This window comes from Clostridium sp. TJA085 (genome assembly GCF_058310235.1).
In genome coordinates this window covers 64,750-77,850 of record NZ_JBZEEZ010000006.1, presented here as the reverse complement: position 1 = coordinate 77,850, position 13,101 = coordinate 64,750, and the positions used below count along the sequence as shown (strand labels likewise).

Genomic DNA, 13,101 nt, shown 5'->3' with positions numbered 1-13,101 from the left:
ATGCGGTATTAATCTTCCTTTCGGAAGGCTATCCCCCTCTACAAGGCAGGTTACCCACGTGTTACTCACCCGTCCGCCGCTAATCCGTTCCCCGAAGGAAACTTCATCGCTCGACTTGCATGTGTTAGGCACGCCGCCAGCGTTCGTCCTGAGCCAGGATCAAACTCTCAATAAAAAGTTTAATCTCGCTCTTAAAACTTACTTGTAAAAAGAATTGCTGGTTCTAAATGTATTTCTATATTCTGTTCAATTTTCAAAGACCATTTTCTCCGTCGCACTCAAGCGACAAGGATTATTATATCTTAAATTATTTCATTAATTGATTAAATTATACATATTTTTTTATATTATTTTTATATTGCTACTATTTTCTATATATTTCTCTGTATATCTTATATTGATACACTTGGTATAGTTTCTGCATAACTATCTTATTTATTCGTTATTTTTATGTCCTTTATTATTAAATTACTTTTTTCTAAAACATCTTTATAAAATTCTAAAACATCATAATTATTAAAAAATATAACAAATTTATAATCATAATTACTCCAAATAGTTAAATCATTTCCTAAAATATAAAATGTACTAAATAATATAGACTTAACAGATAACTTCATTATTAATTTTAGGTATTCTAAATTTTCTACAATAAAATATACTGAATTAATATTCTTCTTCCTTAACTTATATAGCAATTCCTTTTCTTCAATTTCAAGTGTTTCTGTCATATTTTCAAATTCTTTATCATTTAATTTATTACCATAATAATCTACTACTATTGTTTGACCACTGTTATAAATATCTGATATAAAATTTATAAAACAATTTTCTATTTCCTTATTATTTTTATTTTCTTCATTGTGTGTAATAATTGCATTATTGTATTTATTAAACCCTTCTATTATATTATTAGGTATTATTTTTATTAGCTCATTAACTTTTTCTTTACTTAATGTATTCATAAAATCTCTCCTTTTATTAAGTATAAATAATATTACTTTAACTAAATTAATTTTTAAATAATATTTTTATATAAATACTAAGTTAACATATATTAATTATAGTAAAACATTATAAAAATTTATATTATAAATCTTTATTTATTATTGTTGACACTTTTTTCTATGTAATATATAATTTTATTGTAAACGTGTTACTGAGATAGATCAGGCATAAGTTTAGAACTAAACTTATGCCTTTTTTTTATACTCAATAATATTTTCAATAAAATTAAGCATTTTAATAATTGATATAATATTTTTAAATAGAAAGGATTTGAAATTATGTTTGGGTTTTTTAAGAAAAAAAAGCAAAACGAGTCTTTAAATTTTGTTGCACCAGTTAATGGAAAAGTAATTGAATTATCAGAAGTTCCGGACCCAGTATTTGCTCAAAAAATGGCAGGAGATGGAGTTGCAATAGATACGACTGGGGATATAATTGTAGCTCCTTGTGACGGAGAACTTTCATTAATATTCAAAACTAAACACGCATTTGCTATGACATTAGATAATGGAATAGAGATATTAGTTCACATAGGAATTGAAACTGTATCTCTTAAAGGAGAAGGATTTAAACAATTAATTGAACAAGGAACTAAAGTTAAAGCAGGAACTCCAATAATTAAAATAGATAGAAACTTTATTAAGAGTAAAGGATTATCATTAATTACTCCTGTTCTTATAACAAATCCTGATAGCGTAAAATCAATAGATAAAAAAATAAATATTGATGCAATAGCTGGAGAAACAATTATTATGGAATATAGTTTATAAAAAATAACTCATTGCTTAAAGCAATGAGTTATTTTTTATTGTAATTTTATCCTTCTTGTAATTAAACATATTATACTACCTAATATAACCATAATAATACCTGTAACAATATACTTCTCTATATCTAAGCTTGTTTTAGGTAAATCAGTTACATCAGCCTTTTTTATATTATTTTCATATAAAGCCAAGCTTACCGTATTATCATGTTCTCCAGATTTTAATTTTATAGTTCTACTTTTATAACTTTTAATATTTTCATTTTCTTTATTTACTATATTATAATTATCTGGTACTTCAAAAACTGTGTAATAATTTCCAGGCTCTAAATTTTTAAAATTATATATTCCATTATCATCAGTTTTTGTAAGAAATAATAATTTGCCATCTGAATCACATAAAAATACATTTATATTAGGAATTCCATTTTCATTATCATCTTTTTTACCATTTTTATTTTTGTCATTCCAAACAATGCTTCCTATGCTTCCTGTTCTCACTAAACCTGCATTTATAGTTACTCTTCTTCTATCTGAATTTAATTCTATATTTTCACTAAACCCACTTGTATTAACGTTACTATATTTACTATTTAAATTAGACTTCTGTTTAGTAAAATTATTATAGTTATCAGGTAAAGTTACATTTATTTTGTATTTACCATCTTGTAAATTATTAAATTTAACTTTTCCTTCTTCATCAGTGGTTTTAATAGATACTTCATTTCCAAAAATATCTTTAGCAATATTTCCATCACTATCTACAAGCTTAACCTTAACTTTAGGTATTCCAAATTCATCATCATCCTTTATACCATTAAAGTTTTTATCTTCCCATACATAAGCATTTATCTCACCTTTAAATAACATTCCAACATTTAAATTGTCATAATATTTTCCTTTTTCAATATTAATTAAATTACTTGTTCCACTTTTATCAACACTATTTCCGTCTGTTAGCTCTCTATTCTTTGGTGAAAAGTCACTATATTTATCTGGCTTAATTGCTTTTATAAAATATGTCCCTGGCATTAAATCTGAAAATTCGTATATTCCTTCCGAATTTGTTTTTGTGCTTTTTATAAAATTACCATCTTTAGAGAATAAATTAATTTTTACATCACTTATTCCTTTTTCCTTCAAATCCTTTATTCCATTTGAATTTTTATCTTCCCATACTCTACTCTTTATTTTAGCTTTGTGTAAAGCTACATCTAAATCATTTTTAACTTCTCCTGATAATAAAGTAAAGCTACTTGTTTCCCAATTATTATTTATTTTATTTTCTCTCTTATTTATTGTTGGTAAATAAGCCTTTGTTTCATCAATAAATCTTAAATTATATTTCCCAGGCATTATTTCTTTAAAACTATAATGTCCATTTATATCAGTTCTATTTGTACTTATAAGCTTTCCATCTTTATATAATTGTACAATTATATTTTTTATACCACCTTCACCATCATCAAACTTTCCATTCCAATTTATATCATTCCATACATAACTATTTATTGTAATAGGATTTGTTAATCCAGCATCAATACTATAATTTTTCATACCTTTTGTTACATTTATAATATTTGTAATACCTTCTTTGTTAAAATCATTATCAAGATTTAAATCATTACCAGTTTTATAGTCAGTAATCATTTTATACTTACTATCTTTACTTATTTTTATACGATAACTTCCTTCATCTAAATCTTTAAAAACATATCTTCCAAAAATATCTGTTTTTGTTTTTGCAACTTCTTGTCCATTCCTATTTAAAATAAATATTTCTACTCCTGGTACTAGTTGTTCGCTATCATCTTGTATTCCGTTACCATTTGTATCATGCCACACTTTTCCCCCAAGAGATGCTTTTTCATACTCTACATTCTCATCTAATTTTGGTGAATAATTTTTTATATTATTATCTAAAATATTTTTATATTCTTTTATATATAAATCTCTATTTTCTGATAAGGCTCTTTCATAATCCTTTTCAAAGCTTTCTGTCTTGCAAGCATTATCTTCTAAATATGGAAAACTATAATATAAATCTTTACTTGTATCTTGTTTATTTATTTCTAATTCAGTTTTATTATCATCAGCGTATACATAACTTACTCCAGTAAGTTGAATAAACTGAAATACCATAGAAATTGCTAGCGTAAGCCCTAGCCACCTAATCTTTTTATTATTATTCCTTATCATAATTATAAATCACCTTATTTTTCTTGAGTATTATTAGTTTATTAAATCAAGCTTTACAATAAATCTTTCCGGAGCATGTCCAAGATAATTAAAAGGATAGCATGTAACTAATGTAAGGCTTGGGTTATTTTTTTGCGCTAAAATTGATTCGTCATCAGGAGTTGTGATATAAGTTCTCTTAACTTTAAATTTATATGTAGTATTTAAACTTTCTATATCAACTTCATCACCAACCTTTATATTTTCTAAAAAACCAAAAGTAGTTTCTCTATGACCAAGTATAATTGCAGTGCCATTTTCACCTGGATATATTCCATTATCATAAAGAGTAGCTCCACCTCTTAAATTTTCTTCTGTCGCTCCCATTAATATAGGTATTTGCTCTCCAGTCTTTTTTACTATAACTTTTCCTATTATATCTTTTCCATCAACCGTTACAGATGGATATTTATTTTTACTAACATTATTGTTCTTTTTATCATCTTTAACATTTTTATTACTATTAACTTTAGTATCTTGTTTTTGTTTATCCCACTCGTTTATATTTTTTGATATATCATGTTTATCTAAATAAATTTCAAAAAATGGATATGATATAGTACCCAATCCAGCTATTATTAAAATTATTCCTATAATTTTAGTTATTCTAAATCTTCTTTTCTTTTTAACTGAAACTCCTTTATCCTCTCTACTCATATTACACCCCGATTAATTTTAATAATTTTATTATTTATATAAATTAAGTTTGTCCTTTTATTTTGTAATAAGTCTTATGATCTTGCCACATACCATTTATAAAAAGATACTTTTCATTAATTCCAAGTTCTTTAAATCCATTTGCTAAAAGAACCCTTTTTGATTTCTCATTATTCAATAATACAGATGCCTCAACTCTATGAAGATCTAAATCCTTAAACGCATAATTAACAGTTAGATTAACAGCTTCTTTCATATATCCCATACCTTGATATTTTTCATCTATTGAATATCCTAAGACAGCACTTTTAAATACTCCGTATACTATATTTGATAATCTTAGCTTTCCTATCAAATTATTATCTTTTATAATAGCTAAATCAACAGCTGTCCCATTTAAAAATTGTTTATAACTTTCATTTAATGACTCTCTTTGAGTTTCTATTGTATAAAAATCTAAATCTCTTGTTGGTTCAAATTTTTCAAGATGCTTTTCATTTCTAATATAATAATCTAGTAATTCATCTGCATCATTAGGAGTAAAATTTCTTAAAATAATATTTTTTCCTTTTAATTTAACCATAGGAGCGCAATTTTTATATACATAATCTTCTCTATTAATTCCTAATATAAGTTCATCTTTATAAATTCCATTAGAAAAGGTATTATTAGATAATATTCCTTCCAATATAAATCCTAAATCTAAAAAGGGTGAAAGATTCATATCTTCAATTACTTTTATATTAACTTTAAAAATATTCTTATCTTTAAATATCGCCCTTAAAAGCATCTCTAAAGTTTCTCTTAATAAATTATAGTCATATTCTCTATAAAATTTTAAATCAAGGTTACATCTCTTATTAGATTGATCTAATTCTGATATTTCAAACCTACCTATATTTATATTATTTTTATCTTTAATAATATACTCTTTATGGCTTCCTTTATTTAAAATTATACTTACATTATTGCTTAATGACATACTTAATTCTCCTAAAATAATAGTCTTATAACAATATTATATATTATACTTATATGTTTACAAGAGATTACTTACCTTATTTCTAACAATATCTATATACAAAAAAAATCCACCTTTGTATTATTTTAAAGGTGGATTTTTAAAAAGTTATCCCCAATTTTATCAACATGTTGTTGATAACTTTTATTTTAAACACTATATATTGTGGTAAACATGCTGTTGTATATGTGAACATTTTGATTTTTTATATCGATAATAGTCATTTTTTATCCAACTTTTGTAAAATAATTAATAAAGTTATCCACAATTTATTTTTTTAATTATTAATTCCTAATAAATCTTTTATAACTTCTCCTCCAATTATCATCCCAGCAACTGGTGGAACAAAAGATATACTTCCAGGTATCTGTCTCTTTTCTGCACATTTTTTTGTTCCTCCTGTGCATACACATCCAGTTTTACATGTAACTACATCTTCAGTTCTTGGTTTTGTTGGAAGTTCTTCTGAATATACAACTTTAAGTTTTTTAACACCTCTATTTTTAAGCTCTCTTCTCATAACTTTAGCTAAAGGACATACTTTTGTTTTAAATATATCTGATACTTTAAACTGAGTTGGATCAAACTTATTTCCAGTTCCCATAGAACTTATAATTTTTATATCATTTTCATAACAATATTTTGCTAAAGCAATTTTTGCACTTACAGTATCAATTGCATCAACTACATAATCTATATCATCTGTAATAAAATCTTCTATATTATCTGGTGTAACAAATGTCTGATAAGTTGTGACATTACATTTATGATTTATACTTAATATTCTTTCTTTCATAACATCTACTTTAACTTTACTTATTGTGTTATATGTTGCATGTATTTGTCTATTTAAATTTGTAAGACATACCGTATCATCATCAACTAAAACTAAGTTGCCAACTCCAGCTCTAGTTAAAGCTTCAACAGTGAAACTACCAACTCCACCTACTCCAAATACTATTACTTTTGAATTTTTTAATTTATCTAAACCTTCTTTTCCTATAAGTAACTCTGTTCTTGATAAAGCGTGTTGTGCCATCTTTTTATCTCCTTTTGTATAAAATATTTATTTATATTTTATTTTATATTATATCCTTATACAAGTATTTAATTATATAACTTGTATGTTTACTATAAAGATTATTAAGTCTATAATATAATCTATACTATTAAAAACGGAGGATTAATTTATGGTAATAGGTATTATAAGCGCAATGAGCGAAGAATTAGAAATTCTTTTAAAAGATATGAAAGTTACAGAAGCAAAAACTAAAGCAAAAATGAAATTTTACAAAGGAATACTTTGGGGCAAAGATGTTGTTGCTGTAGTTTCAGGAATTGGTAAAGTTAACGCTGCTGTATGTACTCAAATACTTATATCAGAATATAATGTTGATAGAGTTATAAATGTTGGTGTTGCCGGTGGTATAGGTATGGATATATATCCTGGAGATGTTGTAATTGCTGAAAATTTAGTTCAATATGATATGGATACAACAGTATTCGGAGATAGACATGGTCAAATTCCAAGATTAGATACATTTGATTTTATATGTGATAATGAATTAGTTAATGTTTGTAAAAAAGCATGTGATGAAATAGAAGGTTTTAATACTTTTTCAGGAAGAATAGTTTCAGGTGATCAATTTGTTGCAAGTGTTGAAAAAATAAAATGGCTTGAAAAAGAATTTGAAGCTAAAGCTGTTGAAATGGAAGGTGCAAGTATTGCCCATGTTTGTTACTTAAATAATATTCCATTTGTAGTTATTAGATCAATTTCTGATAATGCAAATAATGGTGCACATATGGATTATGAAAAATTCACACCAATTGGAGTTAAAAACTCAACTACTATACTTAAAGGTATGATAGAAAAATTATAATAAAAAAGCTATTATATAGAATTTCTATATAATAGCTTTTTAAATTTAAATACTAATATTTATTAGTGAGTGAATCCGTATGCACCCTTCTTAGTTTCTCTATCTTGAAGTACACGAGCTTTATTAAGAGCTTCAATTCCTTCTTTAATATCTTGCATTAATTGTTCTGCCATATTATGTCCAAGGTCAGCACGACATACAATACGTTGAATTATTACATCTTGTAAATTTTCTGGTAATGGATAAGCTGGCACTTGCCATCCCTTCATTAATAATCTATCAGCTAAATCATATAATGTCCATTCCACATTAGCATCTTCTTTTAATTTAAAGCATACTATTGGTAGATTTGATCCATCATTATATATTTCAAATAAGCCAAGGTTTTCTATTTCTTTTGCTAGGTACATAGCTACATCTTTTGTTCTTTGATGTATTTTTCTATATCCTTCAAATCCATATCTTAAGAAATTATAATATTGACCTATAATTTGACTTGCACTTCTTGAGAAGTTAATAGCCATTGTTGGTAATTTACCACCTAAATAACTTACTTCAAATACTAATTCTTTTGGTAAGAATTGTTCATCTTTCCAAAGTACCCAACCTATTCCAGGATAAACAAGTCCATATTTGTGACCTGATGTACTAATTGAAACAACATTTTTTAATCTAAAATCCCATTCTAAATTTGGTTCAATAAATGGTGCAAATAATCCACCTGAAGCCCCATCAACATGAATTGGAACTGATACTTTTGCAGTTTTATTGTATTCTTCAATTTTCTTATCTAATGCTTTAATATCATCATATTTACCAGTATAAGTTATACCTAATATACCAACTACACCTATTGTATATTCATCAACATAATCTAATACCTTATCTATATTTAAACTCATATGTTCTTCATCTAATGGAACTAATCTCATTTCTATATCCCAATATACACAGAATTTTTCCCAACATACTTGGTATCCTGATGATACTACTAGATTTGGTTTTTTAGCATTTATATCTATTCCAGCTTCCTTAGCTCTATTTCTCCATCTAAACTTCATTGCCATACCACCTAGCATACAAGCTTCTGATGATCCAACTGTTGAAGTACCCATATATTTCATATCTTCTGGAGCATGCCATAAATCAGCAAGTATATTTACACATCTATTTTCAAGTTCAGTTGTTTGAGGATATTCTGATTTATCTATTGCATTTTTTTCTAATGTTTCTGCCATAATTTCAGTTGCTTCTGGTTCCATGTAAGTTTGACAGAATGTAGCTAAGTTCATTCTTGCATTACCTTCATCCATTAATTCATCTTTAACCAATCTGTATGCTATTCTTGGTTCTATTGGATTTTTGTGAAGTGTATATCTTGGTAATTCAACATCTTCCTCCTCAGTACCAAATATAGGTGTTCTGTAAGTGTCCTTTAATTTTTTATCATCTCTACTAAATAACATTTTAAGTTCCTCCCTAAATATATTTTTATCTTATGTTCATCATTGGGTAGTTTAGTAGTAAATGCCATCTGCCGTGGTGAACCTTAATATATAAATTTTCTATATTTTGCTATTAATTACTTTTCATTAACATAATCTTGAACATGTTGCATTGTATCAGCTTGTTGCATAACATCTTCTGGATTAGGATTAATATGATGTTCTCCTCTTGCCATTGGATGTACAAATCCATTAACTTCATGATGTTTAATTCTAGTAACTTTTGGTTTAACATCATTATGCTCTGATTTATCATGTAATGCATATATAGCAAATGGAATTATAACTGCAATTACAAAGCTTATTACTAATATTGTTTCATATTCAGTAACACTCTTTCCTGTTAAACTGCTTGGTGGTACAAATGAAATTACTAATGAAAGGATTGACATTATTAATCCTGCTGCTCCAACTATAGTTTTAACTACATGTCCACCTGGAATTTGATAAGCTCTCTTTAAATTATTTTTCTTGTATATTAATACAAAGTAACCAATAAAGAATAATATATATCCAACTAAGTAAATTACAACTGTTAATGAAATTGCTGTTAAGAATGAAACGTTGTTACCACCGCCTCCAAATGTTAAAACAGCTGCCCATATTGTAACTACTATTCCTTGAACCATTATTAATGGAACTGGAACATTATGTTTATTAACTTTTCTTAATTTTTTTGGAAGAATACCTTTTTGAGCTGCTACATACATACCTCTTGAAGGACCAACAACCCATGCACTAACTTCTCCCATAACTCCTACTGCAATCATTAATGCTATTATTTTTACAAGCCATCCAAGACTATCACTAAAATGTCCTATTAGAGCTTGGAATGTTTGAACAACACCTGCACTTAAATTTAATTCTGATTGAGGTATTACAGCAGCAACACCTAATCCACCTACAGTATTTAAGATAATAGCTATTATGACTAATATAATCATTGCTAAAGGATAATCTCTTTTTGGATTAATCATTTCATTAACATGAGATGCTGATGCTTCAACTCCCATATATGCTAATATAAATGATACAAATACAACTAATGTGTTAACTTTTGTAAAATCTGGTACAAATGTACTTCCGCTTATTTTTACATCAATTGGGTTTCCGCCAGCAACATAAGCTATTACTAAACAAAATAAAATTATTGCTGGTATAACTATTCCTACTATAAATCCTGTCTTTGCTATTTTTGCTGTATTTTTTGTTCCACCTAATTGTGAAAATGTTAAAATCCAAAATATTACTAAAACACCTATAAATTTTATAATTGGATTAGTATTAAGTGCTGGAAAATCAAATACATATGATAGCGCCCCTAATATAAAATAAATCATTGTTACAAATCCAACAGTTATTTGAAACCATTGAAAGAATATTGCTGCAAATCCAAATCTTTCACCTAATGTATTTCCTACCCATGCAAATATTCCACCTTCTTGCCAACCATCAACTGTAGCCATTTCTGCTGCGCATAAAGCTACTGGTAAGAACCATAAAAATCCGCCTAGTAATAAGAAAAATACTAGATGAAAACCTGAAGTTGCGAATGTTGGATATTCATATACTGTCATTACCATGGATGCTGTTATTGCGAAGAATCCAAATAAAGTTAAACTTTTTTTACTTTCCACTGATCCATTATCCATAATTTTACGCTCCTTCAATATTTATTTTTCAATGAACTAATATTCTTAAATTTGTCGACAAGCTTAAAAATTAATTCAGCTTTTACACAAAGTATAGCAACTATAGTATTTAATTCAAAATTTAAATTTCATTATAATACGCCACAAAATCCTAAAAATTATTATTATAAGTAATTTAATTAAATTATTATTTGATAACTTAATATTAATAAGTATTTCATAGTATATATACTAATATCATTTTGATAAGTCTAGAAAACCTTGAGAATTAGCCATTTCCCTCATTTTCACCATCATATTGTATATTTATTAATTTTAAAAACCCAATAAATAAGCCATTTTAATCGTTTTCAAAGAGGTCTGTAAAAACTTTTTTTATTCAATTAATTACTAATTATTAAAATTTGTTACTTTTATCAATTTATATACACATATTCTATAACTTTCTTACTAATTTGTTTACTTGTTTATATTTTGTTAAGTTAAATTGAATATTTTTTTATATAATTTATTAATTTACTGTAATTTAAACAAAAATAAAGCAGTATTTTTTTATTTTTACAAAATACTGCTTTAAGTTTTAACTTATTTATTTATATATTTCTAAATACTTATTTTCTAAATAATTTATAAAATATTTAGGATTTAATTCTTCTCCACTAACTTTTAATATTATTTCACTAGGTGAATATAAACTAGCATACTTATGAATATTCTCATTTAACCAATTATGAATTCCATATAAGTTTCCCATTCTTATATCATCATACATAGATTTATAATCTTTTTTCATAACTTCTAATATTTGAGCTCCATACAAATTCCCTAATGCATAACTTGGAAAATATCCAAATGAACCATCTGACCAATGAACATCTTGTAATATTCCTTCACTATCATTTGATGGTTCTACTCCTAAGTACTCTTTGTATTTTTTATTCCATTCTTCTTTTACATCATCTATATCTAGATTTCCATTTATAAGCGCTTTCTCAATTTCATATCTTATTATTATATGCAGACTATATGTTAATTCATCTGCTTCTGTTCTTATAAGAGAAGGCTTTACATAATTTATAGCTTCATAAAATTCATCTAAACTTATATCTTTAAATTGTTCAAACTCATATTTTACAAACGGTAAAAAGTACTCCCAAAATTCCTTACTTCTTCCTATAATATTTTCATAAAATCTTGATTGTGATTCATGAATACTCATTGAAAGAGCTGTATCTAATCCTGTTTTTTGAAATTCATCTGGAATATCTTGATCATATATTCCATGACCACCTTCATGTATACAACTAAATAATGCTGATGTAAAATCAGGTATATTATAATTTGTTGTTATTCTTACATCCTTGTTCCCAAAGCTAGTTGTAAAAGGATGCATACTTTCATCTAATCTTCCAGCTTCAAAATCATATCCCATCTTATTTAATATAAACTTTGATATCTTTTCTTGAGAATTTTTATTAAATTCCCCTAATAAAAAACTTTTATCTATTATCTTTCCACTAGAATTTATTTTTTCAAGTATATTTAATATTCCTTCTTTAAGTTCTCCAAAAACTTTATCAAGTTTATTAACAGTTAAACCTTCTTCATATTTATTTAATAACGTATCATACTTATTATCTTTGTATCCTAAATACTCTATAAATTCTTTTTGAAAATCTATTATTTTCTTTAAATGTGGTTTAAATATTTCAAAATCCTTCTTTTCTTTAGCTTCTTCCCATGCATTTTGAGAAAGTGCTTGAGCCACTACAAATTTTCTATATCTATCTTCTGGAATCTTCTTTGTTTCATTATACTCTTTTCTTGCATTTTTAATTATAGCCTTATCAATTTCATTTAAGCCTTCCACATTTTTATCAAAATAGTTTAATAACTTTTCCATATTATCTGATGTTGTCATTTTAAACACTTCACCTGATAAATGTTCAATTATCTCTGATCTTTGCTCTATGGCCTTCTTAGGCATTTTAGTTTGCATATCCCAATAAATAATCTCTAAAGCCCCTATTGTTTTTTGTATATTTTTAATATACTCTTTTAATTCTTTTAATTTTTCTTCTCTCATTGCCCCAAAATCTCCTTATTTTAATATTCTTCATTAAAGTACAGTACAGATTCAGTTTCCCTACAATACTTTGTTATTATACATTCACTTAACTTTCTTGGACATTTAAAACACACACATTGTAAATCATTTCCTTTGCAATTACCATTCTTTTTTTCCGGACATTCTAAACAATTAACTCCAACTCCTGCTGCCATTAAATATTCCCCCTATATTTTAAATTTAAATTTATATTATATTTAAATAAATTATATTATAAATAATTTATACTATTAATTATAACTT

11 protein-coding genes and 1 rRNA gene are annotated in these 13,101 nt (G+C 26.2%); 2 read left to right on the top strand and 10 right to left on the bottom strand.

Translation table 11 applies throughout. From position 1 onward, the window contains the following. Together AC4FQW_RS12595 and AC4FQW_RS12590 are read right to left on the bottom strand one after the other, a co-directional pair. Nucleotides 1-175: ribosomal RNA gene (locus AC4FQW_RS12595) — 16S ribosomal RNA — on the bottom strand; the annotation flags it as partial. A 256-nt stretch (nucleotides 176-431) separates the two neighbouring features. After that, nucleotides 432-965, bottom strand: a complete 534-nt coding sequence (locus tag AC4FQW_RS12590; RefSeq protein WP_491149423.1) for a hypothetical protein — start codon at nucleotides 963-965, stop codon at nucleotides 432-434. A gap of 321 nt (nucleotides 966-1,286) precedes the next feature. Between AC4FQW_RS12590 and AC4FQW_RS12585 the strand changes: the two genes are divergently transcribed. Then, nucleotides 1,287-1,778 (top strand): PTS sugar transporter subunit IIA, encoded by a 492-nt coding sequence (locus AC4FQW_RS12585; RefSeq protein WP_491149422.1) that lies wholly within the window; start codon nucleotides 1,287-1,289, stop codon nucleotides 1,776-1,778. A gap of 35 nt (nucleotides 1,779-1,813) precedes the next feature. On the opposite strand, the gene AC4FQW_RS12580 is transcribed toward AC4FQW_RS12585, so the two are convergent. The 4 genes from AC4FQW_RS12580 to AC4FQW_RS12565 form a co-directional block, all read right to left on the bottom strand. Continuing rightward, nucleotides 1,814-3,973 carry an SdrD B-like domain-containing protein gene (locus AC4FQW_RS12580; RefSeq protein ID WP_491149421.1) on the bottom strand — a complete coding sequence of 720 codons (2,160 nt, stop codon included), beginning with the start codon at nucleotides 3,971-3,973 and terminating at the stop codon, nucleotides 1,814-1,816. A 33-nt stretch (nucleotides 3,974-4,006) separates the two neighbouring features. Further along, nucleotides 4,007-4,669 (bottom strand): class D sortase, LPxTATN-specific, encoded by a 663-nt coding sequence (srtD, locus tag AC4FQW_RS12575; protein WP_491149419.1) that lies wholly within the window; start codon nucleotides 4,667-4,669, stop codon nucleotides 4,007-4,009. A 43-nt stretch (nucleotides 4,670-4,712) separates the two neighbouring features. Continuing rightward, nucleotides 4,713-5,651, bottom strand: coding sequence for a GNAT family N-acetyltransferase (locus AC4FQW_RS12570; RefSeq protein WP_303130900.1), 939 nt, complete (start codon nucleotides 5,649-5,651; stop codon nucleotides 4,713-4,715). A 316-nt stretch (nucleotides 5,652-5,967) separates the two neighbouring features. Further along, nucleotides 5,968-6,729, bottom strand: coding sequence for a tRNA threonylcarbamoyladenosine dehydratase (locus AC4FQW_RS12565; RefSeq protein ID WP_491149417.1), 762 nt, complete (start codon nucleotides 6,727-6,729; stop codon nucleotides 5,968-5,970). A gap of 151 nt (nucleotides 6,730-6,880) precedes the next feature. On the opposite strand from AC4FQW_RS12565, the gene AC4FQW_RS12560 reads away from it, so the two are divergent. Next, entirely contained in the window at nucleotides 6,881-7,573 is a 693-nt protein-coding gene (locus AC4FQW_RS12560; protein WP_303130903.1) for a 5'-methylthioadenosine/adenosylhomocysteine nucleosidase, read from the top strand. A gap of 62 nt (nucleotides 7,574-7,635) precedes the next feature. Here AC4FQW_RS12560 and gad read toward each other — a convergent pair whose 3' ends face one another. From gad to AC4FQW_RS12540, 4 genes are all read right to left on the bottom strand, one after another. Beyond that, a complete protein-coding gene (gad, locus tag AC4FQW_RS12555) occupies nucleotides 7,636-9,039 on the bottom strand; it encodes a glutamate decarboxylase (RefSeq protein ID WP_491149415.1) in 1,404 nt (467 codons plus the stop codon). Nucleotides 9,040-9,155: 116 nt separating this feature from the next. Then, nucleotides 9,156-10,730 carry a glutamate/gamma-aminobutyrate antiporter gene (gene gadC, locus AC4FQW_RS12550; RefSeq protein WP_491149413.1) on the bottom strand — a complete coding sequence of 525 codons (1,575 nt, stop codon included), beginning with the start codon at nucleotides 10,728-10,730 and terminating at the stop codon, nucleotides 9,156-9,158. Between the two features lie 589 nt (nucleotides 10,731-11,319). After that, nucleotides 11,320-12,816, bottom strand: a complete 1,497-nt coding sequence (locus AC4FQW_RS12545; protein ID WP_491149411.1) for a carboxypeptidase M32 — start codon at nucleotides 12,814-12,816, stop codon at nucleotides 11,320-11,322. Between the two features lie 20 nt (nucleotides 12,817-12,836). Further along, nucleotides 12,837-13,013, bottom strand: coding sequence for a hypothetical protein (locus tag AC4FQW_RS12540; protein WP_303129105.1), 177 nt, complete (start codon nucleotides 13,011-13,013; stop codon nucleotides 12,837-12,839). Between the last annotated feature and the right edge of the window lie 88 nt (nucleotides 13,014-13,101).